This window comes from Pseudomonas quebecensis, assembly GCF_026410085.1.
Lineage (GTDB): Bacteria > Pseudomonadota > Gammaproteobacteria > Pseudomonadales > Pseudomonadaceae > Aquipseudomonas > Aquipseudomonas quebecensis.
In genome coordinates this window covers 46176-68992 of sequence record NZ_CP112866.1, presented here as the reverse complement: position 1 = coordinate 68992, position 22817 = coordinate 46176, and the positions used below count along the sequence as shown (strand labels likewise).

Annotated in this window: 20 protein-coding genes; 13 read left to right on the top strand and 7 right to left on the bottom strand. The window is 61.6% G+C overall.

From position 1 onward, the window contains the following. Window positions 1-137 precede the first annotated feature (137 nt). Genes OSC50_RS00310 through OSC50_RS00295 form a run of 4 tightly spaced genes read left to right on the top strand, consistent with a single transcriptional unit; the run spans window position 138 to window position 4646 of the window. A complete protein-coding gene (locus tag OSC50_RS00310) occupies window positions 138-1493 on the top strand; it encodes a M16 family metallopeptidase (RefSeq protein ID WP_181076508.1) in 1356 nt (451 codons plus the stop codon). Next, on the top strand, window positions 1486-2976 hold the full coding sequence (locus OSC50_RS00305) for a M16 family metallopeptidase (protein ID WP_181076506.1): 1491 nt from the start codon (window positions 1486-1488) through the stop codon (window positions 2974-2976). Before OSC50_RS00310 ends, OSC50_RS00305 begins: the two co-directional genes overlap by 8 nt. Beyond that, window positions 2976-3593 carry a 16S rRNA (guanine(966)-N(2))-methyltransferase RsmD gene (gene rsmD, locus OSC50_RS00300; protein WP_181076505.1) on the top strand — a complete coding sequence of 206 codons (618 nt, stop codon included), beginning with the start codon at window positions 2976-2978 and terminating at the stop codon, window positions 3591-3593. The genes OSC50_RS00305 and rsmD overlap by 1 nt, the downstream gene beginning before the upstream one ends. A 57-nt stretch (window positions 3594-3650) precedes the next feature. Continuing rightward, window positions 3651-4646 carry a hydrolase gene (locus OSC50_RS00295; RefSeq protein ID WP_266247271.1) on the top strand — a complete coding sequence of 332 codons (996 nt, stop codon included), beginning with the start codon at window positions 3651-3653 and terminating at the stop codon, window positions 4644-4646. A gap of 13 nt (window positions 4647-4659) precedes the next feature. On the opposite strand, the gene OSC50_RS00290 is transcribed toward OSC50_RS00295, so the two are convergent. Continuing rightward, entirely contained in the window at window positions 4660-5514 is an 855-nt protein-coding gene (locus OSC50_RS00290; protein ID WP_181076503.1) for a sulfurtransferase, read from the bottom strand. 30 nt (window positions 5515-5544) lie between these two features. Then, on the bottom strand, window positions 5545-6216 hold the full coding sequence (locus OSC50_RS00285; protein WP_181076502.1) for a TetR/AcrR family transcriptional regulator: 672 nt from the start codon (window positions 6214-6216) through the stop codon (window positions 5545-5547). 146 nt (window positions 6217-6362) lie between these two features. On the opposite strand from OSC50_RS00285, the gene OSC50_RS00280 reads away from it, so the two are divergent. The 5 genes from OSC50_RS00280 (at window position 6363) to OSC50_RS00260 (ending at window position 10934) form a co-directional block, all read left to right on the top strand. Next, window positions 6363-7790 carry a coniferyl aldehyde dehydrogenase gene (locus OSC50_RS00280; RefSeq protein ID WP_266247274.1) on the top strand — a complete coding sequence of 476 codons (1428 nt, stop codon included), beginning with the start codon at window positions 6363-6365 and terminating at the stop codon, window positions 7788-7790. A gap of 28 nt (window positions 7791-7818) precedes the next feature. Beyond that, window positions 7819-8364: a twin-arginine translocation pathway signal protein gene (locus OSC50_RS00275; RefSeq protein ID WP_253509713.1), complete on the top strand. Its 546-nt coding sequence runs from the start codon at window positions 7819-7821 to the stop codon at window positions 8362-8364. Window positions 8365-8401: 37 nt separating this feature from the next. Continuing rightward, window positions 8402-9997, top strand: coding sequence for a GMC family oxidoreductase (locus OSC50_RS00270; RefSeq protein WP_266247277.1), 1596 nt, complete (start codon window positions 8402-8404; stop codon window positions 9995-9997). A gap of 103 nt (window positions 9998-10100) precedes the next feature. Continuing rightward, entirely contained in the window at window positions 10101-10580 is a 480-nt protein-coding gene (gene coaD / locus OSC50_RS00265; RefSeq protein WP_003176711.1) for a pantetheine-phosphate adenylyltransferase, read from the top strand. A gap of 102 nt (window positions 10581-10682) precedes the next feature. Beyond that, a complete protein-coding gene (locus tag OSC50_RS00260; RefSeq protein ID WP_181076498.1) occupies window positions 10683-10934 on the top strand; it encodes a YfhL family 4Fe-4S dicluster ferredoxin in 252 nt (83 codons plus the stop codon). Between the two features lie 118 nt (window positions 10935-11052). On the opposite strand, the gene mutM is transcribed toward OSC50_RS00260, so the two are convergent. Together mutM and OSC50_RS00250 are read right to left on the bottom strand one after the other, a co-directional pair. Further along, complete coding sequence (mutM, locus tag OSC50_RS00255; protein ID WP_034101302.1) at window positions 11053-11865, bottom strand: bifunctional DNA-formamidopyrimidine glycosylase/DNA-(apurinic or apyrimidinic site) lyase; 813 nt, start codon at window positions 11863-11865, stop codon at window positions 11053-11055. Window positions 11866-11886: 21 nt separating this feature from the next. Beyond that, the gene (locus OSC50_RS00250; protein WP_253509715.1) at window positions 11887-12753 is read right to left on the bottom strand and encodes an HDOD domain-containing protein; all 867 of its coding nucleotides are present in this window, start codon (window positions 12751-12753) and stop codon (window positions 11887-11889) included. Window positions 12754-12979: 226 nt separating this feature from the next. Here OSC50_RS00250 and OSC50_RS00245 point away from each other — a divergent pair, with 226 nt between their 5' ends. Both OSC50_RS00245 and OSC50_RS00240 read left to right on the top strand, forming a co-directional pair. After that, window positions 12980-14176 carry a class I SAM-dependent rRNA methyltransferase gene (locus tag OSC50_RS00245; protein ID WP_181076495.1) on the top strand — a complete coding sequence of 399 codons (1197 nt, stop codon included), beginning with the start codon at window positions 12980-12982 and terminating at the stop codon, window positions 14174-14176. A gap of 167 nt (window positions 14177-14343) precedes the next feature. Beyond that, entirely contained in the window at window positions 14344-15507 is a 1164-nt protein-coding gene (locus tag OSC50_RS00240) for an MFS transporter (protein WP_266247294.1), read from the top strand. Here the strand turns inward: OSC50_RS00240 and OSC50_RS00235 are convergent. Continuing rightward, on the bottom strand, window positions 15504-17237 hold the full coding sequence (locus tag OSC50_RS00235; RefSeq protein ID WP_266247296.1) for a DUF4153 domain-containing protein: 1734 nt from the start codon (window positions 17235-17237) through the stop codon (window positions 15504-15506). The genes OSC50_RS00240 and OSC50_RS00235 overlap by 4 nt on opposite strands. Before the next feature lie 278 nt (window positions 17238-17515). Between OSC50_RS00235 and ilvD the strand changes: the two genes are divergently transcribed. Beyond that, window positions 17516-19357, top strand: a complete 1842-nt coding sequence (gene ilvD, locus OSC50_RS00230; RefSeq protein WP_181076491.1) for a dihydroxy-acid dehydratase — start codon at window positions 17516-17518, stop codon at window positions 19355-19357. A 141-nt stretch (window positions 19358-19498) separates the two neighbouring features. Here the strand turns inward: ilvD and OSC50_RS00225 are convergent, their stop codons facing one another. Then, window positions 19499-20560, bottom strand: coding sequence for a haloacid dehalogenase-like hydrolase (locus tag OSC50_RS00225; RefSeq protein WP_266247298.1), 1062 nt, complete (start codon window positions 20558-20560; stop codon window positions 19499-19501). 241 nt (window positions 20561-20801) lie between these two features. On the opposite strand from OSC50_RS00225, the gene OSC50_RS00220 reads away from it, so the two are divergent. After that, entirely contained in the window at window positions 20802-22193 is a 1392-nt protein-coding gene (locus tag OSC50_RS00220) for an L-cystine transporter (protein WP_253509717.1), read from the top strand. A gap of 78 nt (window positions 22194-22271) precedes the next feature. On the opposite strand, the gene OSC50_RS00215 is transcribed toward OSC50_RS00220, so the two are convergent. Then, window positions 22272-22784, bottom strand: a complete 513-nt coding sequence (locus OSC50_RS00215; RefSeq protein ID WP_253509718.1) for a dihydrofolate reductase — start codon at window positions 22782-22784, stop codon at window positions 22272-22274. Window positions 22785-22817 lie beyond the last annotated feature (33 nt).

Sequence of the window (22817 nt, the reverse complement as noted above, 5' to 3'; positions counted from 1 at the left end):
CGCAACATTTTGTAAGGCCTAAATAGGGCCTCAACAAGACAGCCGCTGTGGCCGTCCCTGAATCGGATCAGTATCCTAGCACCTCCTCGCCCGCCGACGCTAAGACCAAGCGGGCAGCCCAACAGGTTAAAAAACGAATGAATGCTCTCGCCCGCCGCGCCGCAGGCCTGCTGTTCAGCACAGTTTGTCTGCCTCTTTCAGCTTTGGCTGCCGATCCACAACCCACCCATGAATTCACCCTCGACAACGGCCTCAAGGTGGTCGTGCGCGAAGACCATCGCGCGCCGGTAGTGGTTTCCCAGGTCTGGTACAAGGTCGGCTCAAGCTATGAAACCCCGGGCCAGACCGGTTTATCCCATGCCCTGGAACACATGATGTTCAAGGGCAGCGCCAAGGTCGGGCCAGGCGAAGCCTCGCTGATCCTGCGCGACCTGGGCGCCGAAGAAAATGCGTTCACCAGCGACGACTACACCGCCTACTACCAAGTACTGGCCCGCGACCGCCTGGGTGTGGCCTTCGAGCTGGAAGCCGACCGCATGGCCAGCCTGCGCCTGCCGGCCGACGAGTTCAGCCGCGAGATCGAGGTGATCAAGGAAGAGCGCCGCCTGCGCACCGATGACAACCCGATGTCCAAGGCCTTCGAACGCTTCAAGGCCATGGCTTTCCCGGCCAGCGGCTATCACACGCCGACCATCGGCTGGATGGCGGACCTGGAACGCATGAAGGTCGAGGAGCTGCGCCACTGGTACCAGTCCTGGTACGTGCCCAACAACGCCACGTTGGTGGTGGTCGGCGACGTGACCCCGGACGAGGTCAAGAACCTGGCCCAGCGCTACTTCGGCCCGATCCCCAAGCGTGACGTGCCACCGGCCAAGATCCCGATGGAACTGGCCGAACCCGGCGAGCGCCTGCTGACAATGCGCGTGCAGACTCAATTGCCCAGCGTGATCCTGGGCTTCAACGTCCCGGGCCTCGCCACTGCCGAGGACAAGCGTTCGGTGCAGGCCCTGCGCCTGATCTCGGCCCTGCTGGATGGCGGCTATAGCGCGCGTATTTCCGAACAATTGGAGCGCGGCGAAGAGCTGGTATCCGCCGCCTCCACCAACTACGACGCCTATACCCGTGGCGACACCCTGTTCACCCTCTCGGCCACGCCGAACCAGCAGAAGAAAAAGACCATCGCCCAAGCCGAAGCCGGCCTGTGGCGCCTTCTGGACGAGTTGAAAGCCAAGCCGCCGACCGCTGAAGAACTGGAGCGCATCCGTGCCCAGGTCATCGCCGGCCTGGTCTATCAGCGGGACTCCATCACCAGCCAGGCCACCGCCATCGGCTCCCTGGAGACCGTGGGGCTGTCGTGGAAACTCATGGACAGCGAACTCGCCGACCTGCAAAGCGTGACCCCGGATGATATCCAGAAGGCCGCCCGCACCTACTTCACCCGCGAACGTTTGAGCGTCGCCCATGTTCTGCCCGAGGAGACCGCTCATGAGTGATCGCAAAAACAGCCGCCTGATCCTGCCTGGCCTGATCGCCGTCACCTTGATCGCCGCAAGCGCCGTGTACTTCCTGCGCCCCGGCGAGTCCGTGGCCAGCCAGGCGCTGGATCAGGCTCAATCGGCCAACACGCTGCAGTCCCTGGCGGAACTGGACGGCAAGGCGCCGACCAATCGCAAGCTGGATGTGCAGACCTGGACCACCGCAGAAGGCGCCAAGGTGCTGTTCGTCGAAGCCCACGAACTGCCCATGTTCGACATGCGCATCCTGTTCGCCGCCGGCAGCAGCCAGGACGGCGATGTACCCGGCCTGGCGCTGATGACCAACGCCATGCTCAACGAAGGCGTGCCGGGCAAGGACGTCAGCCAGATCGCCAGCGGCTTTGAAGGCCTGGGCGCCGACTTCGGCAACGGTGCCTACCGCGACATGGCATTGGTGTCCCTGCGCAGCCTCAGCGACAGCGCCAAGCGCGACGCCGCCCTGGCGCTGTTCGACCAGGTGATCGGCCAACCGACCTTCCCGGCCGATTCCCTGGCGCGCATCAAGAACCAGATCCTGGCCGGCTTCGAATACCAGAAGCAGAACCCCGCCAAACTGGCGAGCCTTGAGTTGTTCAAGCGCCTGTATGGCGATCACCCTTATGCGCATTCCAGCGAAGGCACGCCTGAAAGCGTGCCGAAGATTACCCTCGCACAACTGCAGGCCTTCCATGCCAAGGCTTATGCCGCAGGTAACGCAGTGATTGCGGTGGTGGGTGACTTGAGCCGCGCCGAAGCCGAGGCCATGACCGCCAAGGTGTCCGCCTCACTGCCCAAGGGCCCTGCCCTGCCGAAAATCGCCCAGCCCACCGAGCCCAAGGCCGGTCTGAGTCATATCGAGTTCCCTTCCAAGCAGACTCACCTGCTGTTCGCCCAACTGGGCATCGACCGCGCCGACCCGGACTACGCAGCCTTGTCCCTGGGCAACCAGATCCTCGGCGGCGGTGGGTTCGGCACGCGCTTGATGAGCGAAGTGCGCGAGAAACGCGGCCTGACCTATGGTGTGTACTCCGGTTTCTCGCCCATGCAGGTGCGCGGCCCGTTCATGATCAACTTACAAACCCGCGCCGAAATGAGCGGCGGCACCCTGCGACTGGTGGAGCAAGTGCTGGCCGATTACCTCAAGACCGGCCCGACCCAGAAGGAATTGGATGACGCCAAGCGTGAGCTGGCCGGCAGCTTCCCGCTGTCGACGGCGAGCAACGCCGATATCGTCGGCCAGCTGGGCGCCATGGGTTTCTACAACCTGCCGCTGAGCTATCTCGAAGATTTCATGAAACAATCCCAGGCCCTGACCGTAGAGCAGGTCAAGGCTGCGTTGAACAAACACTTGAGCGCCGACAAGATGGTCATCGTGACCGCCGGCCCAACGATTGCGCAGAAGCCACTACCGCCCCCTACTGATAAACCCGCCGAGCAGCCGCTCGGCGTCCCGGAGCATTAATGGCCAGTTCATCTCGCCCGAAAAAACCTGTCCACAACGTGCATAACGGTGTGGGCCAACTGCGCATCATTGGCGGTGAATGGGGCAGCCGCAAGCTGAGCTTCCCCGACGTGGTAGGCCTGCGCCCCACGCCGGATCGCGTGCGCGAAACCCTGTTCAACTGGCTCGCGCCCTACATCGGCGGGGCCAGGGTGCTGGACCCGTTCGCCGGCAGTGGCGCGCTGTTCCTGGAGGCGCTGTCCCGTGGCGCTGCCCAGGCCCAGGCGCTGGATGCCAGCAACGTCGCGGTGTCCAGCCTCAAGGAACATCTGGGCACCCTGCGTTGCACCAACGGCCAGGTGCAGACCGCCGACGCCCTGCGCTACCTGGAAACCCAGCCTGCCAGCGAGTACGACGTGGTGTTCCTCGACCCGCCGTTCAACCAGAACCTGTTGCCCACCGTGTGTGCGCTGCTGGAAGAACGCCAATGGCTGGCTGCCGATGCGTGGATCTACACCGAAAGCGAAACCGCACCTTCTACCCTGGGCCTGCCGGGCGCGTGGCGCCTGCACCGGGAGCAAAAATCCGGGCGGGTGTATTACGCGTTGTGGCACCGGTTGGTCGAAAGCGGCGCTTAATGCTTTTCAGCACGCGTATTCTTGTGGCGGGCAGGCTCGCCACAGACTGAGAGTTTCATGACACCGTCCTCCGACCTGTTCACCCCCGCCTTCGGCCTCGGCAACCCCCACCTGCAAACCCTGTGGGGGCCGCTGTTGCGCCCCACAACCCACATTAAGCGCCAACGCGAGCGCTTGTGGCTGGACGACGGCGACTTTCTGGACCTCGACTGGCATGGCCCCCACGACGCACACGTGCCGCTGGTGCTGGTGCTGCATGGGCTGACCGGCTCGTCCAATTCCCCCTATGTCGCAGGCTTGCAGAAAGTCCTCGCCGGCCAGGGCTGGGCCAGCGTCGCGCTGAACTGGCGGGGCTGTTCCGGCGAGCCGAACCTGTTGGCGCGCAGCTATCACTCCGGCGCCAGCGAAGACCTCGCAGCGACCATTGCGCACCTGCGCGCCAAGCGACCGTTGGCGCCCTTGTACGCGGTGGGTTACTCGCTGGGCGGCAATGTGTTGCTCAAGCACTTGGGGGAAACGGGGGAAATGTCCGGGTTGCAAGGCGCAGCGGCAGTGTCGGTACCCTTTCGCCTGGATCAGTGCGCCGATCGCATCGGGTTGGGGTTTTCGCGGGTGTATCAAAAGCACTTCATGCGCGAGATGCTGGCGTATATCCGCGTCAAGCAACGCCGCTTCCTACAGGACGGCCAGGTGGAGGGACTGAAAACCCTGGAGGCCCTCGGCTCGCTGGAGAAGATGCGCACGTTCTGGGACTTCGACGGCCGGGTCACCGCGCCGCTGCACGGTTTTCTGAGTGCCGAGGATTATTACCGCCGCGCGTCGAGTCGTTACTATCTGGGCGGCATCCGCACCCCCACCCTGATTATCCAGGCCGCCGACGACCCGTTCGTGTTTGCCCATAGCCTGCCGCAGGCCAGCGAGCTGTCGGATTGCACCGAGTTTGAGCTCACGACCAAGGGTGGCCATGTGGGCTTTGTCGATGGTTCACTGAAACGCCCCGGCTACTACCTGGAACGTCGCATCCCCCAATGGTTATTGGCACAACATGGCTAAAACGGGTGGAAGGTCAGTCGCCCGTAGCAATCGCCCGCTTCGAATCGGTGATCCACTCGCTCCACGACCCCGCATACAACTTACCCAGTGGATAACCCGCCAGGCTCAGGGCGAACAGGTTGTGGCACGCCGTCACCCCCGAACCGCAATAGGCCACCAGTTCTTCCGGCGAACGCCCCTGCAACTGTGCGGCGAAGCGTTGCTTGAGTTGTTCAGCCGGCAAAAAGCGCCCGTCGCTGCCGAGGTTTTCATTGAATGCCGCGCACTGCGCGCCGGGAATATGCCCGGCAATCGGGTCGATGGGCTCAACGTCGCCGCGAAAACGGGCGCGTGCGCGAGCATCGATCAAGGTCATGCCCGGCTGACCCAAGCGTTTTTGCAGGTGTTCGGCGTCCAGCAGCAGATGATTGTCCGGCTGGCCGACAAAGCTCCCCGCTTCGTTTACCGGAACGTCCAGGCTCAATGGGAAACCGGCGCTGTGCCAAGCCTTGAGGCCGCCATCCAGAATGAACACGCCGTCGCGCTTGCCCAGCCAGGCGAGCAGCCACCATGCCCGCGCAGCATAGGCGCCCGGGCCGTCGTCATATAGCACGACATCGGTATCCGCACTGATGCCCCAGGCCCGCAGTTGCTTGGCGAAGGTGTCCGCCGCCGGTAAAGGGTGGCGGCCGGTCACGCCTTTTACCACCGGACCACTGAGGTGACGATCCAGATCGGCATATTGCGCCCCCTCAATGTGACCTTCTTCATAACTGGAGCACCCGTAGTCCGGGTCTTCCAGGGCAAAGCGGCAATCGAGGATCACTAGACCTTCGGCCTTGCGGCGCTCGGCCAATTGCTGGGGACTGATCAGTTGGGCAAGCGGCATGGCGGACTCCTGTAGCATTAGAGAAAGGGCCTACTTCACGTCTTCCAGTGCCTGATTCAACGGCACGTAAAACTCCTTGAACAGCGCGTCTACCGCCTCTTTCGCCTGGGGCGTGACAAAACCCGCCTCCAGCACCAGCACCTGATACACCCCGCGCTTGATCGCTTCGGCGCTCAGGTGGGCAGAGTTTTCATTGGTGGTGCACAAAAACCGCACCCAGGAGGTGAGGATGATCCAGGCATTGAGGGTCAGGGCTTCGGTTTGCACCGGGTCCATGTTGAGGATGCCGGCATCGACAAAGCCCTGATAGATAGCACCGCCCTGGATCAGGCAGCGCTGGGAAAAACGCCGATAGCCAGTAGCCAGCTCCGGGTCGCTTTCCAGCAGGTGTTCCAGGTCACGGTGCAGGAAACGATAGCGCCACATGCCGGCCAGCACGGCCTGCAGGTAGAAGCGCTTGTCCTCCACCTGCATGGCGCGCCCTTGGGGCGGACGCAGGAAGCTGTCCACCAGCGCTTCGTATTCGCGAAACAGCACGGCGATGATCGCCTGCTTGTTGGGGAAGTGGTAGTACAGGTTGCCCGGCGAAATTTCCATATGGGCGGCGATATGGTTGGTGCTGACACTGCGTTCGCCCTGCTGGTTAAAAAGCTCCAGGCTGGTTTGCACAATGCGCTCGCTGGTCTTTACTCGTGGTGCCATAGGGGATCAGCTTCTGTACACGGGATGGGGCATCTTACGGGCTATCTCGGCCTGGATAAATCCATCATGTTGCTGCAATGTTATTTGACAATTTAGAGTAATGACTCTAAAAATCCACGCAGACCAATAACAATCGGTACTGCGCCATGTCCGCCAACGTTGCTTACCTGCAGGATACCCAGGCGCTGGATCAACTCCAGGCGCTGTTTGACGCCCAACGGCATGCCTACGCCGCAAACCCGATGCCGCCGGCCGCGCAACGCCAGCAATGGCTCAAGGCCCTGCGGAATGTGCTCAGCAACGAACGCCAGGCCCTGATCGACGCCATCAGCCAGGACTTCAGCCACCGCAGCGCCGACGAAACCCTCTTCGCTGAATTGATGCCCAGCCTGCATGGCATTCACTACGCCAGCAGACACCTCAAGCGTTGGATGAAACCATCCCGACGCACCGTAGGCATTGCCTTCCAACCGGCCTCAGCCAGCGTTATTTACCAGCCACTGGGGGTCGTCGGTGTGATCGTGCCGTGGAACTACCCGCTGTACCTGGCCATCGGCCCGCTGGTCGGAGCGTTGGCGGCGGGTAACCGGGTGATGCTCAAACTCAGTGAGTCCACTCCCGCTACCGGGCAATTGCTCAAGACGCTGCTGGCGAAAATCTTCCCTGAAGACCTGGTGTGCGTGGTGCTCGGCGAGGCCGATATGGGCATCGCGTTCTCCCGGCTGCGCTTCGATCACTTGCTGTTCACCGGCGCCACCAGTATCGGCAAGCATGTGATGCGCGCGGCGGCGGAACACCTCACCCCGGTAACCCTGGAACTGGGCGGCAAGTCGCCGGCTATCGTTTCCGCAGATGTACCGCTCAAGGACGCCGCCGAGCGCATCGCCTTCGGCAAAGCCTTGAACGCCGGGCAGACCTGCGTCGCGCCGGACTACGTGCTGGTACCAGAAGACCGCATCGAGGGGTTTGTCGAGGCTTACAGCAACGCCATTCGCGGGTTTTATCCCACGCTGACCGACAACCCGGACTACACAGCCATCATTAATGAGCGACAGTTGGCCAGGCTCAACGCCTACGTCAAAGACGCCATCGACAAGGGCGCCACCCTGATTCCGCTGTACGACCAGGGCCAGGCGCGGCGCATGCCTCACAGTCTGCTGCTCAACGTCAGCGACGACATGACTGTGATGCAGGACGAAATCTTCGGCCCGGTGCTGCCGATCGTCCCGTATCGCGGCCTCGAACAGGCCTTTGCCTACATCAACCAGCGCCCTCGCCCCCTGGCGCTGTACTACTTCGGCTACAACAAAGGCGACCAGCAGCGCGTGCTGCACGAAACCCATTCCGGTGGCGTATGCCTGAACGACACCCTGCTGCACGTGGCCCAGGACGATATGCCCTTCGGCGGCATCGGCCCCTCGGGCATGGGCCATTACCACGCTCATGAGGGTTTCCTGACGTTCAGCAAGGCCAAGGGGGTGCTGGTCAAACAGCGCCTGAACGCCACGAAGCTGATCTACCCGCCCTACGGCAAAGCCATTCAGAAGTTGATCCAGAAACTGTTCGTCCGCTGATTCCGCCACCTACGGGATAACAATAACAATGAACCCCAGCCTCACGGATTCACCCGCGCTGTCACGACGCGGCGTCTTGAAGATCGGCCTGTGTGCCAGCGCGTTCCTGGCTACCGCAGGGCTGGGCGCCAGCCTCAGCGGCTGCTCCAGCAGCACCCCGGCCAGCGGCTTTGCCCTGCTGCGCAGCAGCGATTTGCCGTTTTTGCGCGCGGTAATCCCTGTGGTGCTGGAAGGCGTGGCCAGCGCCCAGGAGGTGGCCAGCGGCATCGACGGCACCCTGAAAAAACTCGATTTCAGCCTGCAGCACCTGTCCCCGGAGATGTTCAAGCTCACCCAGCAATTGTTCGACGTACTCGGCATGGGCCTCACCCGTGGACCGCTCACCGGTGTCTGGGGCAGTTGGGAGAACGCCAGTGCCGAGCAGATCCGCAATTTCCTGCATCGCTGGGAAAACAGTTACCTGAACCTGCTGCGCATGGGCCAGGGCTCGCTGCTCAAGCTGGTGATCATGGCCTGGTACTTCCAGCCGGCGTCCTGGGCCCATTGCGGCTACCCCGGGCCGCCGAAGATCTGAACCGCATCCCCCACAATAAAAACAAGAGACGACCCTGATGCCTGTACCCGATCTGTTCCGCGAAGGCCTGGCCCGTGGCTGGAAAACCCATAATGGCGCCGCCCTCGATCAAGACCTGACCCTGGAAACCGATGTCGCGATCATCGGCAGCGGCGCCGGCGGTGGCACCACCGCGGAAATCCTCAGCGCGGCCGGTTACAAGGTGCTGCTGATCGAGGAAGGCCCGCTCAAGACCAGCAGCGATTTCACGTTACTTGAGGACGAGGCCTACACCAGCCTGTACCAGGAAGGCATCGGCCGCATGAGCAAGGACGGCGCAATCACCATCCTGCAGGGCCGCGCGGTGGGCGGTACCACGCTGATCAACTGGACATCGAGTTTTCGCACACCGGACGCAACCCTTTCTCACTGGGCCAGCGAATATGCGGTGAAGGGCCACAGCAGCGCCGAGATGGCGCCGTGGTTCGAAAAAATGGAGCAACGCCTGGGCATCGCCCCCTGGGCCATCCCGCCTAACGCCAACAACGATGTCATTCGCAAGGGCTGCGAAAAACTTGGCTACAGCTGGCACGTGATCCCACGCAACGTGCGCGGCTGTTTCAACCTGGGGTATTGCGGCATGGGCTGCCCGGTCAACGCCAAGCAATCGATGCTGGTGACCACCATCCCGTCGACCCTGGAACAAGGCGGCGAGCTGCTCTATCTGGCGCGCGCCGAGCGTTTCAAATATAACGGCGACACCGTCAGCAGCCTGGAGTGCGTGGCGATGGACGCCCGCTGTGTAGCGCCCACCGGGCGCAAGATCACGGTCAAGGCCAAGCATTATGTATTGGCCGGTGGCGGCATCAACAGCCCGGCGCTGCTGATGCGGTCGGACGCGCCCGACCCGCATTCGCGACTGGGCAAGCGTACCTTCCTGCACCTGGTGAATTTCTCTGCGGCACTGTTCGACGAGGTGATCAACCCGTTTTACGGCGCGCCGCAGTCGATCTATTCCGACCATTTCCAATGGCAGGACGGCACCACCGGCAAAATGTCCTACAAGCTCGAAGCGCCACCGTTGCACCCGGCGCTGGCCAGTACGCTGCTGGGCGGCTACGGCGCCCAGAATGCACTGGACATGAGCCAGCTACCCAATACCCACGCCATGCTGGCGTTGCTGCGCGACGGCTTTCATCCCGACAGCCCGGGCGGCAATGTGGAGCTGCGCGGCGACGGCACGCCGGTGCTCGACTACCAAGTGTCGGACTATGCCTGGGACGGCCTGCGGCGCGCCTTTCATAGCATGGCCGAGATTCAGTTTGCGGCGGGCGCCACGTCGGTCAAACCGCTGCACCATGATGCGCGCTATGTAAAGACCCTGGCCGAGGCCCGCACGCTGATCGAGGGCCTCAACCTGGAACTGCACCGCACCTGCCTGGGCAGCGCCCACGTGATGGGCGGTTGCGCCATGGGCGAAGACCCGAAAATGGCCGTGGCCGACAGCCTTGGCCGGCACCACCAATTGCGCAATCTGTCGATCCACGACGGTTCGTTGTTCCCCACCAGCATTGGCGCCAACCCGCAATTGTCGGTGTATGGACTGACCGCGCAATTGGCAACGGCATTGGCCGAACGTCTGAAAACAGCGTGAATAAACGTGGGATTCACGGCATCTATCTACATAAGTCGACTTGGCCGACCGAGATGGCTGCGATACCATCCGGTTCCCCAACGGACTCCGCCAGGACGACGCGATGAACCGAGTGTTGTACCCAGGTACCTTCGACCCGATTACCAAAGGCCACGGAGATCTGGTCGAACGCGCCTCTCGCCTGTTTGACCATGTGATCATCGCGGTCGCTGCCAGCCCCAAGAAAAACCCGCTGTTTCCCCTGGAACAGCGCGTGGAGCTGGCGCGAGAGGTCACCAAGCACCTGCCCAACGTGGAAGTGGTGGGCTTTTCCACGTTGCTCGCGCATTTCGCCAAGGAGCAGAACGCCAATGTATTCCTGCGCGGCCTGCGCGCGGTGTCGGACTTCGAATACGAGTTCCAACTGGCCAACATGAACCGCCAACTGGCGCCGGACGTTGAGAGCCTGTTCCTGACGCCGTCGGAGCGTTACTCGTTCATTTCCTCGACGTTGGTCCGGGAAATCGCGGCGTTGGGCGGAGATATCACCAAGTTTGTGCATCCGGCCGTGGCCGATGCACTGACGCTGCGCTTCAAGAAGTAAGACCGCTCAATCGGCGCCTGCTCGCACTGCGGGCGCCAATGCGGCACAATTGCGCGCATTAGTTTTCAGATGCCTTGGCTGACGGCCCTGGCAGGAGTTTCCATGTCCCTGATCATCACCGACGATTGCATCAATTGCGACGTCTGCGAACCCGAGTGCCCGAACGCGGCGATTTCCCAAGGTGAGGAGATCTATGTGATCGACCCCAACCTGTGCACCCAGTGCGTCGGCCACTATGACGAACCTCAGTGCCAGCAGGTGTGCCCGGTGGATTGCATTCCGCTGGATGAAGCCCATCCGGAGACGCAAGAGCAGTTGATGGAGAAGTACCGGCAGATTACCGGTAAGCATTGAGCTTATTCAGCGCCTGTCAGGGCCTTATCGGGGGTAAGCCCTCTTCCACACTTGGAATGTATGCCCAAACTGTGGGAGAGGGCTTGCCCCCGATAGCGATATCAGCCATCACCCGCAATCAGCTCTGGCACCTTGGGCAAAACACACTCGCCCGCTGCCCCAGCACCACATTGCGCAGCTCAGTCCCGCACACCTTGCACGCCTCGCCGCCCCGGCCGTAGACGAACAGTTCCTGCTGAAAATAACCCGGCTGCCCATCGCCGCCGATAAAGTCCCGCAATGTAGTGCCGCCGCGCTCGATGGCCGCTGCCAGCACCCGCTTGATCTCGATCGCTAGCTTCAAATAACGCCCGCGTGAAATGCCGCCGGCCGCTCGACGCGGATCGATCCCCGCCGCAAATAACGCTTCCGTCGCATAGATATTGCCCACACCGACCACCACCGCGTTGTCCATGATGAACGGTTTGACCGCCATGGACTTGCCGCGGGACTGTTGAAACAGGCGCTCGCCGTCGAACAGGTCGGTCAACGGTTCCGGCCCCAGGCGCAGCAGCAGTTCGTGGTTGTGCGGGTCCTGGCTCCAGAGCATCGCGCCGAAACGCCGGGGGTCGGTGTAGCGCAGGGCCAGGCCGGATTCGAGTTCGATATCCACATGCTCATGCTTGGCCGCCGGCATGCCGGTTTCCACCAGGCGCAGGTTACCGGACATGCCCAGGTGGCTGATCAGAGTGCCCACTTCGGCATTGATCAACAGGTACTTGGCGCGCCGTTCCACCAGCACGATGCGCTGCCCGGAGAGACGCACATCCAGGTCTTCCGGGATCGGCCAGCGCAGGCGCCGTTCGCGCACCACCACACGGCTGACGCGCTGGCCTTCCAGGTGCGGGGCAATCCCGCGACGGGTGGTTTCGACTTCAGGTAACTCGGGCATGTACGCCTCTTGGGTAAAAAATCAGTTCGCGCCCAATTCGCGGATCGACAACTTCATGCTCTCGAAGTCGTAGTCCGACAGCCCCACATAATCGAGCACCAGAGGGCCAACGGCATTCCACTCATGGTCCACCGACTGGTTCCCCAGCACCCGGTAAGACTCGCAGATGTGCTCGGCCATCTTCAGGATCGCCAGCAGGTTCTTCAGCGGTGCATTGCGTGACGATTCGTCGCTGAAAATCGCCAGGGCGTTGTGGTGGTTGGCGATCGCGTCGGTCACATGTTCCGGCAAGCGCCAGGACTTGGCGGTGTAGTAGCCCACCACCGCGTGGTTGGTATTGAACGCGTTGTTCTCGGTATCGACCACGCGGCAGTCCGGCCCGGCATTGGCGTAGGCCTCTTCGAGCACGCTCATGTAGTTGGAAAAGCGCTTGAGCATCAGCGGTACGCCACAATCGTGGAACAACCCAAGGGCATAGGCCTCGTCCACGGCCTGGGAGCCGGTGCGCTTGGCTACGGTCAGGCTGGTCATGGCCACGTCCTGAGCGGTGTCCCAAAAGCGGTTGAGGGTGACGATGGTTTCATCGCTCATTTCACCCCGGATCGACAAGGCATTGATCAGGTTGATCACCGAACGGCTGCCCAGCAGGTTCACCGCGCGCTGGATCGACGCGATCTTGTTACTCAGGCCGTAATGCGCCGAGTTGACGATTTTAAGCAGCGCGCCGGACAGGCCCGGGTCCTGGGAGATCAACCGCGCGATCACCTCCAGGTCCGGGTCGGGCATGTACTGCTCCATCTGCAGATCCACCATGATCTGCGGTTGCGGCGGTACGCTGATGCCTTGCAGGGCCTGTTGAATCTGTTCGGCGGTAAGCTCTTGGGACATAAGTACACACTCCGGGCTAGGTGGGGATTCTAACCTTGAAGCAAAGCTGACTGACACCTCAAAAAACCTGAATTGAAACCCGATCAAATGTGGGAGCTGACTTGCCTGCGACAGCATCGCCGCCGTACGTCAGATACAGCGCGCCGTCCGCATCGCAGGCAAGCCAGCGCCCACATAAACCGGTGCGCAAAGGGTATACTCCCGCTCTTTTTTCCGGAGCGACGTCATGTCCCTGCCAAGCCTGCGTCTCAAAGCCAACGCCGATCGTCGTTTGCGCAACGGCCACCTGTGGGTCTACAGCAACGAAATCGATGTGGCCGCCACCCCACTCCACGGGTTCCAGGCAGGCGACCAGGCCATCCTGGAAGCGGCCGGCGGCAAGACCCTCGGCATTGTGGCCATGAGCCCGAACAACCTGATCTGCGCCCGTCTGCTGTCGCGCGACATCAAGTTGCCGCTGGACAAGTCGCTGCTGGTGCATCGCCTGAACGTCGCCCTGTCCCTGCGTGATCGCCTGTTCGACAAACCGTTCTACCGCCTGGTCTACGGCGATTCCGACCTGCTGCCGGGCCTGGTGGTCGACCGTTTCGGCGACATCCTGGTGGTACAGATCGCCTCGGCGACCATGGAAGCCCATAAGGACGACGTGATCGCAGCGCTGACTCAAGTGCTCAAGCCCAGCGGCATCCTGTTCAAGAACGATTCCGCCGCACGCGACGCCGAAGGCCTCAACCGCTATGTCGAAACCGTGTTCGGCCTGGTGCCGGAGTGGGTGGCGCTGGAAGAAAACGGGGTGAAATTCGAAGCCCCGGTGATCCAGGGCCAGAAAACCGGCTGGTTCTACGACCACCGCATGAACCGCGCCCGCCTGGCCCCGTATGCCAAAGGCAAACGCGTACTTGACCTGTACAGCTACATCGGCGGCTGGGGCGTGCAAGCCGCGGCGTTCGGCGCCAATGAAGTGTTCTGCGTCGACGCCTCCGCCTTCGCCCTCGACGGTGTGGAGCGCAACGCGGCGCTCAACGGCGTCGCCGAGAAAATGACCTGCATCGAAGGCGACGTCTTTGAAGCGCTCAAGGAGCTGAAAGCCAGCGAAGAGCGCTTCGACGTGATCGTCGCCGACCCACCGGCCTTCATCAAACGCAAGAAAGACATGAAGAACGGCGAAGGCGCCTACCGCCGCCTGAACGAGCAAGCCATGCGTTTGCTCAGCAAGGACGGCATCCTGGTCAGTGCGTCGTGCTCCATGCACTTGCCGGAGGACGACCTGCAAAACATCCTGCTGACCAGCGCGCGCCATCTGGACCGCAATATCCAGATGCTGGAACGCGGCGGCCAGGGTCCGGATCATCCGGTGCATCCGGCGATCGTGGAGACGCGGTATATCAAGAGCATTACGTGCCGGTTGTTGCCCAATAGCTGAAACGGTGGGAGGGGCCAGCCCCCTCCCACCTTTGGGCGGTGCAATGAAGATTTTTCCTACCGCAGCAAGCTACGTTAATTCAGGAAATTTCTTCCAACACTTTGGATTGCATTGCATTTTTCGCAGACTAGTATCGGTTTCTGGTTTTACGCCGGAAAACAATAACAATGTCTGGGCCCATCCTCTCCCGCTTCATCCTCATCACCAGCATTTCCCTGATCAGCTTCTTCCCGATCAATATCCTGCTGCCCTCCTTCCCGGCGCTGGCAACCCGGTTCGACACCCCCAGTGCAGACATCGCGCTGTCGATCAGTCTGTTTACGCTGGTGTTTTCGATCTCGCAGATGGTCGCCGGGCCGCTCTCGGATAAATGGGGACGCAAGGAAGTCCTGCTCGGCTGTATCGTGCTGTCGATCCTGGGAGCGATGGGCTGCGCACTGGCGAACGACTATCCGACCTTCCTGCTGTTTCGAAGCGTACAGGCTGTGGGCTGCGGTTTCTTCGTACTGGGCCACGCGCTGGTGGAGGACCTGTTCGAAGAACAGCACCGTGCCAGAGTGCGCCTCTATTACATGACCCTGAGCGGCTCGTTTGTCGCACTGTCGCCGCTGATCGGCTCCTGGCTGCAAACCACCTTCGACTGGCAAGGCAGTTTCTACGGCTTTGCACTGATGGCATTGGGCATGTTGATCCATGCGTTCTGCATCCTGCCCTCCAAGTCCACCGGCCCGCATCGCGCGCCGGTGCCCATCCTCGGCACACTCAAAGCTGTTGCGCGCAATCGTGACTTCCTGCGCTACTGGTGGATCGCCGCCCTGGTGTTTGCCTGTTATTTCGCCTTGATCAGCGTGACGCCGATGATTTTCATGGATGCGCTGAAGTTGTCCGAATACCAATATGCGCTGGTGCTGATGGTGTACGGCTTGGCCTATCTGCTCGGCGGCGTGGCGGCTTCGTACCTGCAAAAGCGCATTTCGCTGTCGCGACAAATCAACATCGGCCTAGGGCTACTGCTTGTTGCTGGCGCGCTGTTAACGGCGATCATCAGCCTGAAAGCCATCACCACCGTGACCTTGCTGATTCCAATGCTGATCAGCGCCCTCGCCGTCACCCTGGTTCGACCCGCCGCCATTTCTGCAGCGATGCTGTTATTTTCCAGCCGCGCGGGCACGGCGGCCTCGGCAGGAAACAGCATCATGTTCCTCACCGCCGCCGTCAGCAGCGCGGCACTGGCCCAGGCGGGCGGTCATCTGCTGCTGACCATCGCCCTCAGTTTTATCGGCTTGAGCCTGTGGGGACTGGTGACCAATCACCGAACAGGCCGCGACTAACGCTCCCGAATCACCGGGGTGAGCAACATGTCACTGGACTCCAATTGCAGGTAACGCGGCTTGGCCAACGATACCTTGCCTGCGCGGATGTCACGGATCAGCGCTTCAGTGTCGACGGCTCCGTCCGGCAGTTGCGTCCACAGCAGCGGGCCGCGATCTCCCCATTGGCCCTTCCGGTCCTGTACAAAAATGCGCGGGAGCATGAAGTCGTGGCTGTAGCCGGTGTGTGGGATGGCCAGCACTTCGGGCCGGCCATCCTCGTCAAGGTCGACCGCCCACAGCACGCAGCCGGGTTCGCAAGGCGAGTCCGCATCCAGGCTGAGGTCCGCGAACTGTTCGCTGCCTTTGGGCTGCGGGCCGATCCATTCCAACTCGGGCTTGGGCCGCTGGGCGCGTTCCTTTTCGTACTGTTCGCTGAAACTCAGCGACGTGTCCTCCATGCGCTCGCGCAGGGCGCGGCGTGCTTGCGGGTCAAGAATGCGCTCCTGATCCAGGTCGGCCTGCAATTTCGCATACGCCTCCTGGCCGGACTTTTCCAGGCCGAAGCGCAGGTTGTTCGCATCGAACGCTTCTGCCTTGATACGCCCGTCGAGCAGACGCCGGACCTGATCGTCGACGCTCAAGCGCACCGGGTCCAGGAGCGGCGTATTGATCAACACCACCAGCCCACAAAACAGCAACGCCAGGGCCGGGTTGGTCACCCGCAAGTTGCCCAGCCAGACCGGCGAGCGCAAGGCCACCGCCCACACCGCCGCCAGGCCGTACAGGCTGCACAATACGGCCAGTGCCAGTGCGATGAAACGCAGGGGCGACAAGGCATATTGCTCGACCCGCAGCCAGCTTGAATAAAACGCCAGCGCGGCAAGAATCGGCAGGCACAGCAGGCTCAACTCGATAAAATGCGTCAACCATTTGGGATACGGTCGAGGCTGGACGCCATCCTGGAACACGCCGTTGAGCAGGAACAACTGCGCCCCGGCCAACACCAGCAGAATCGGGGTGGAATAACCCGTGGCCCAAATCCGCGCCAGCCCGGTGAACGGCAAGGTCAGGGTAAACAACACGCTGATCAGCGCAATCAATGGCAGCAACAGACCGCAGGCGCTCAACAGCATGCTGCGCATCTGGCCGATGACCTTCTCGCTACGCGCCGCCAGATACATCCCCAGCGCAAACACCAGCGGCAGGCTGAAGCACAGGAACAGCTTGCTCCAGAAGTGACGCTCAAAAAACTCGATGCCCAGCATCAGGAACAGTTGGCCCCAGAGTTTGAGCAACAGCATGATCACCGCCACCAGGATCAACGCGTACAGCACGATAAACACGCTGCTCCAGGCTTGCAGGAACAGGTCCTCATAGCGCCAGCGCTGCCCTTTGGTGACGGGCCAGGCGAACAGGAAGGTGGCACAGACATAACACAGCACCAGCAAGCTGATGATCCAGGTATTGATCGCCCAGCGGTGATTGTCATCCGGGTCAAGGCCCTGGCAGACCCAAAATGTCATGCCGCCCATCAGCAGGGTGAACGCCAGGGTAGGCAGCAATGAGCGCCAATGTCGGGCTTTTTCGCCCAGCAGCTGCAACGTAGTGCCGCCGACCAACACCACGGTGCCGGTGACGAAGAACAGCGTCTCGCTCAAGCGATGCAACTGGCCGGCGTAATAGCAGACGATGCCCTGGATCAGGCCGATCAGCAGGTAGAAGCCTAGAAGACGATGAATAACGGGCATTCCAATTCCTTTGGAGCGAGGTAAGAGCAAAGGGCCGCCAGTCTAAACAAAGCCGGTGGCGCTGAGTATTGCCCCATTCCCTCCAGCCGCCAGCGGTGTAGAATCGGCCCTATTCATCGCCAGTCATCCCCCGGCGGGTTTATGAGCTCAAGGCCACGGCGCGCGGCGATCCCGCAGCGTTTGAGGCAACCTCCGGACACACGGCTATTTCTGAGTGTTCCAGACGTCCATAGAAGCTCACTCCCCTTTAGTACCTGATTAGCCGCCCGGAGTGCTCCATGCCAGATTACCGCTCGAAAACATCCACCCACGGCCGCAACATGGCCGGCGCCCGCGCACTGTGGCGCGCCACGGGGATGAAAGATGACGACTTCAAGAAGCCGATCATCGCGATTGCCAACTCCTTTACTCAGTTCGTACCCGGCCACGTCCACCTCAAGGACCTGGGCCAGCTGGTCGCCCGCGAAATCGAACGCGCCGGCGGCGTGGCAAAAGAATTCAACACCATTGCCGTGGACGACGGCATAGCCATGGGCCATGACGGCATGCTGTACTCGCTGCCGAGCCGCGAGATCATCGCCGACTCCGTGGAGTACATGGTCAACGCCCACTGCGCCGACGCCATCGTGTGCATCTCCAACTGCGACAAGATCACCCCCGGCATGTTGATGGCCGCGCTGCGCCTGAACATCCCGGTGATCTTCGTCTCCGGCGGTCCGATGGAAGCCGGCAAGACCAAACTCGCCTCCCATGGCCTGGACCTGGTCGACGCCATGGTCATCGCCGCCGATTCCAGCGCTTCTGACGAGAAGGTGGCGGAATACGAGCGCAGCGCCTGCCCGACCTGCGGTTCGTGCTCCGGCATGTTCACCGCCAACTCGATGAACTGCCTCACCGAGGCCCTCGGCCTGGCACTGCCGGGCAACGGTTCCACCCTGGCCACTCACAGCGACCGCGAGCAGCTGTTCCTGCAGGCCGGCCGCACCATCGTCGAGCTGTGCAAGCGCTACTACGGCGACAACGATGAGTCGGTGTTGCCGCGCAACATCGCCAACTTCAAGGCGTTCGAAAACGCCATGACCCTGGACATCGCCATGGGCGGTTCCACCAATACCATCCTGCACTTGCTGGCCGCGGCCCAGGAAGCCGAGATCGACTTCGACCTGCGCGACATCGACCGGCTGTCCCGCCATGTGCCGCAACTGTGCAAGGTCGCGCCGAACATCCAGAAGTACCACATGGAAGACGTGCACCGCGCCGGCGGGATCTTCTCCATCCTCGGCTCCCTGGCCCGTGGCGGCCTGCTGCACACCGACCTGCCGACCGTGCACAGCAAGACCATGGCCGACGGCATCGCCAAATGGGACATCACCCAGACCGACGACGAAGCCGTGCACACCTTCTTCAAGGCCGGCCCGGCGGGCATCCCGACCCAGACCGCTTTCAGCCAGTCGACCCGTTGGGACACCCTCGACGACGACCGTGAAAACGGCTGTATCCGCAGTGTCGAGCACGCCTACTCCAAAGAAGGCGGCCTGGCCGTGCTGTACGGCAACATCGCCCTCGACGGCTGCGTGGTCAAAACCGCCGGCGTGGATGAGTCCATCCATGTGTTCGAAGGCAACGCGAAAATCTTCGAAAGCCAGGACAGCGCCGTACGCGGCATCCTCGCCGACGAAGTGAAGGCCGGCGACATCGTGATCATCCGCTACGAAGGCCCCAAAGGCGGCCCGGGCATGCAGGAAATGCTCTACCCTACGTCGTACCTGAAATCCAAAGGCCTGGGCAAAGCCTGCGCCCTGCTGACCGATGGACGTTTCTCCGGCGGCACCTCGGGCCTGTCCATCGGCCACGCTTCGCCGGAAGCCGCAGCGGGCGGTGCGATTGGCCTGGTGCAGGATGGCGACAAAGTGCTGATCGACATTCCGAACCGCTCGATCAACCTGTTGATCAGCGACGAAGAACTGGCGGCACGCCGGGTCGAGCAGGATAAAAAAGGCTGGAAGCCGGTGGAGAAGCGTCCGCGCAAGGTCACTACCGCGCTGAAGGCTTACGCCCTGCTCGCTACCAGTGCCGACAAAGGCGCTGTGCGTAACAAGGCGATGCTCGACGGCCTGTAAGACTCGCCCCCATAAAAATGCCCCGCCAAGTGCGGGGCATTTTTTTGCCGGGTCAAATCTCAAAGCCAGCGTGCCAGTTAGCACATTTGCAACTGAACTATTGCAATCGGGGGGCAAGCCCCCTCCCCCATTTTTGATCAGTTACTGGATTTCATCCGGCTTGACGATCACCCAGTTCTTGTCCGCCGTCACCGGCAGCCCTTCCTTGGCCTGCGCCGCCGCATGCTTGGCCATCATGCCGTTGAGTTGGGCCATGTACTTGTCTTTGCGGTTGACCCACAAGTGAATGCCGCCCTTGGCCACGTCCACATCGTGGAACAGCATGTAGCCATCGCTTGTCGGCGTGTCGCCGCCGACGATCAGCGGTTTTTTCCATTCGTCGATGTAGGTGAGGATCGCTGCGTGCTTGCCGGCCATCCAGGTCGCCGGGGTCCACAGGTACGGGGTGAGTTCCAGGCCGAGGTTGGCCTTCTCGTCGTATTTGCCGGCGGCGATCTGTTTACGTGCGGTGGTCAGTTCGCCGGTCTTGCGGTCCTTGAGCAGGGTGGTCACGCCGATCACGTTCTCGGGTTTGATGTTGTAGCCGTACTTCGGGTCGGCGGCGACCATGCGCACCAGTTCTTCCGAGGCGGCGGTCATCACATACACCTCGATGCCGTTTTCCATCAGCTTGTTGTACAGCTCGGCCTGGCCGGTGAAGACTTTCGGCGGCTGCACCTCGGACGTCTTCACCACATCGCCTTCGTAATAACTGACCGGCACGGGCTTGCCGGAGGCCATCAGCTCGTCGACCTGGACTTTGAGTTCCTTGAGGGTGAAGCCGGAAAACACTTGGGCGACCCACGGGTAACAGACCATGTCGTCTACTTCGCACAGGCGATAGTAGTAACTGAACAGACTTTCCTTGTGGTCGGCAGTGTCCTTGAACGGCATTAGCTTGAGCGATGGATCAAGGCTTTCGCGGGTGATGAGCCCCTTGTTTTCCATGTAGGGCAACAGCGACTCTTCGAGGTCGTAGCGGTAGCTGGTGTTGTCCATGTCGAACACCGCGAAGTTGCCCTTGTTGGCGTTGGCGGCGATCATCTCGTTCAACTGCTTGGCGGCGGGTGCCGGCCAGTGTTTCAACTCGGTGTCGGCGAACGCCTGGCCGGCGAGCCCCAGGCAAAGTACGGCGGATACCAGTAGTGTCGGCGCGAGCTTCATAGGCGTTGTCTCCCTGAGTGAAAGACATCGACGCTAACAAATCCCTATGACAGTTCCCACTTCACCCGCGACCGTGCGCGTCCCGTTACCGCCAACGCCATACGCCTTTGCGTCAAACGCTTATTCCAAAAACGACAGTTACCATTCCATATTGGTATTAAATCATTATATTTCAAGCTGTTAGGCTCCCCGGTTCGCAATCGCAGGCTCACGCGATTGGCGCCTTCTCAATGGAGCTCAAATGAATCTGCCGCTGATTCTCAACTTACTAGTGTTCGTGGCCCTGCTGCTGGGCCTGGCACAAACCCGTCGTACCCAATGGAGCCTGGCCAAAAAGGTTCTGTTCGCGCTGGTGCTGGGCGTGGTGTTTGGTGTGGTATTGCATGCCATCTACGGCGCCGGCAACCCGGTGCTCAAGGCTTCCATCGGCTGGTTCGACCTGGTCGGCAACGGCTATGTGCAGTTGTTGCAAATGATCGTGATCCCGCTGGTATTCGCCTCGATCCTCAGTGCCGTGGCGCGCCTGCATAACGCGGCGTCCCTGGGCAAGATCAGCTTCCTGACCATCGGCACGCTGCTGTTCACCACCGCGATTGCGGCGTTGATCGGTATCGCCCTCACCAACCTGTTCGGCCTTACCGCCGAAGGCCTGGTGGCCGGCACCCAGGAAATGGCGCGCCTGCAAGTGATCCAGAGCGATTACGCGGGCAAAGTCGCCGACCTGAATATCCCGCAACTGCTGCTCTCGTTCGTGCCGGCCAACCCGTTTGCCGACCTGGCCCGGGCCAAGCCGACGTCGATCATCAGCGTGGTGATTTTCGCCGCATTCCTGGGGGTTGCCGCGCTGCAGCTGCTCAAGGATGACGTGGAAAAAGGCCAGAAGGTCCTCAACGCCATCGACACCCTGCAAGCCTGGGTGATGCGCCTGGTGCGCCTGGTGATGAAGCTGACCCCGTACGGCGTACTGGCGCTGATGACCAAAGTGGTGGCCAGTTCCAACCTGCAGGACATCATCAAGCTCGGCAGCTTTGTGCTGGTGTCGTACCTGGCTTTGGGCCTGATGTTCGTGGTGCACGGCCTGCTGCTGTCGTTGGCCGGGGTCAACCCACTGCGGTTTTTCCGCAAGGTGTGGCCGGTGTTGACCTTCGCCTTTACCAGTCGCTCCAGCGCGGCCGCGATTCCCCTGAGCATCGAAGCGCAGACCCGTCGCCTGGGTATCCCGCAATCCATCGCCGGCTTCGCCGCTTCGTTCGGCGCGACCATCGGCCAGAACGGTTGCGCCGGTCTCTACCCTGCCATGTTGGCGGTGATGGTGGCGCCGACCGTGGGCATCAACCCGCTGGACCCACTGTGGATCGCGACCCTGGTAGCGATCGTGACCCTGAGTTCGGCCGGTGTGGCGGGCGTGGGCGGCGGCGCGACCTTTGCCGCGTTGATCGTGCTGCCGGCCATGGGCTTGCCGGTGTCACTGGTGGCGCTGCTGATTTCCGTGGAGCCGCTGATCGACATGGGCCGTACAGCGTTGAACGTGAATGGTTCGATGACGGCCGGCGCGATTACCAGCCAGATCATGGGGCAGACGGACAAGGCGCTGCTGGAGGCGGATGAGCATGGGGAGTTAGCGCAGGCCTGATAGACCTCCATCGGGGGCAAGCCCCCTCCCACATTTGGCGTGCATATCAATGTGGGAGGGGGCTTGCCCCCTATGCTTTTAGGCTTTTTCCCAAACTTCAAAGTTGTAGGCTGGCTTGTCGCCCTCAGCCGCATTCTCAGCATTCGACACCAACTTCCACTGGCTCGCATCAAACTCCGGAAACCACGCATCCCCCTCCGGACTCAACGCCACCCGCGTCAAATACAACCGATCCGCCAGCTCCAGGCCCTGCGCATACAACTGCGCGCCGCCGATCAGCATCAGCTCGTCCACGCCCTGCTCCAATGCCCATGCCTCGGCGCGCTTGACGGCGGCCTCCAGTGACGGAAAAACTTCCGCACCTTCCAGCGCCAGGTCGGTCTGACGGCTGACCACAATGTTCAAGCGCCCCGGCAGCGGTCGGCCCAGGGAGTCCCAGGTCTTGCGCCCCATAATGATCGGCTTGCCGAGGGTGGTGGCCTTGAAATATTTGAAATCCCCGGGCAAATGCCAGGGCATGCGGTTGTCGACGCCGATCACGCGGTTTTCACCGAGGGCTGCGATCAGGCTTAGAGGGAGAGTTTTTTTCATGGCGACGAGAATACCAGAGCCGCGAGTCAGCGG

Excerpts from the sequence above, each read along its gene's own strand:
- rsmD (WP_181076505.1), top strand. The coding sequence starts at position 2,976 with ATGGCCAGTTCATCTCGCCCGAAAAAACCTGTCCACAACGTGCATAAC.
- OSC50_RS00290 (WP_181076503.1), bottom strand. The coding sequence starts at position 5,514 with ATGCCGCTTGCCCAACTGATCAGTCCCCAGCAATTGGCCGAGCGCCGC.
- OSC50_RS00215 (WP_253509718.1), bottom strand. The coding sequence starts at position 22,784 with ATGAAAAAAACTCTCCCTCTAAGCCTGATCGCAGCCCTCGGTGAAAAC.
- OSC50_RS00285 (WP_181076502.1), bottom strand. The coding sequence starts at position 6,216 with ATGGCACCACGAGTAAAGACCAGCGAGCGCATTGTGCAAACCAGCCTG.
- OSC50_RS00275 (WP_253509713.1), top strand. The coding sequence starts at position 7,819 with ATGAACCCCAGCCTCACGGATTCACCCGCGCTGTCACGACGCGGCGTC.
- OSC50_RS00270 (WP_266247277.1), top strand. The coding sequence starts at position 8,402 with ATGCCTGTACCCGATCTGTTCCGCGAAGGCCTGGCCCGTGGCTGGAAA.
- OSC50_RS00280 (WP_266247274.1), top strand. The coding sequence starts at position 6,363 with ATGTCCGCCAACGTTGCTTACCTGCAGGATACCCAGGCGCTGGATCAA.
- mutM (WP_034101302.1), bottom strand. The coding sequence starts at position 11,865 with ATGCCCGAGTTACCTGAAGTCGAAACCACCCGTCGCGGGATTGCCCCG.
- OSC50_RS00220 (WP_253509717.1), top strand. The coding sequence starts at position 20,802 with ATGAATCTGCCGCTGATTCTCAACTTACTAGTGTTCGTGGCCCTGCTG.
- ilvD (WP_181076491.1), top strand. The coding sequence starts at position 17,516 with ATGCCAGATTACCGCTCGAAAACATCCACCCACGGCCGCAACATGGCC.
- OSC50_RS00310 (WP_181076508.1), top strand. The coding sequence starts at position 138 with ATGAATGCTCTCGCCCGCCGCGCCGCAGGCCTGCTGTTCAGCACAGTT.
- OSC50_RS00260 (WP_181076498.1), top strand. The coding sequence starts at position 10,683 with ATGTCCCTGATCATCACCGACGATTGCATCAATTGCGACGTCTGCGAA.
- OSC50_RS00245 (WP_181076495.1), top strand. The coding sequence starts at position 12,980 with ATGTCCCTGCCAAGCCTGCGTCTCAAAGCCAACGCCGATCGTCGTTTG.
- OSC50_RS00305 (WP_181076506.1), top strand. The coding sequence starts at position 1,486 with ATGAGTGATCGCAAAAACAGCCGCCTGATCCTGCCTGGCCTGATCGCC.
- OSC50_RS00225 (WP_266247298.1), bottom strand. The coding sequence starts at position 20,560 with ATGAAGCTCGCGCCGACACTACTGGTATCCGCCGTACTTTGCCTGGGG.
- OSC50_RS00235 (WP_266247296.1), bottom strand. The coding sequence starts at position 17,237 with ATGCCCGTTATTCATCGTCTTCTAGGCTTCTACCTGCTGATCGGCCTG.
- coaD (WP_003176711.1), top strand. The coding sequence starts at position 10,101 with ATGAACCGAGTGTTGTACCCAGGTACCTTCGACCCGATTACCAAAGGC.
- OSC50_RS00250 (WP_253509715.1), bottom strand. The coding sequence starts at position 12,753 with ATGTCCCAAGAGCTTACCGCCGAACAGATTCAACAGGCCCTGCAAGGC.
- OSC50_RS00240 (WP_266247294.1), top strand. The coding sequence starts at position 14,344 with ATGTCTGGGCCCATCCTCTCCCGCTTCATCCTCATCACCAGCATTTCC.
- OSC50_RS00295 (WP_266247271.1), top strand. The coding sequence starts at position 3,651 with ATGACACCGTCCTCCGACCTGTTCACCCCCGCCTTCGGCCTCGGCAAC.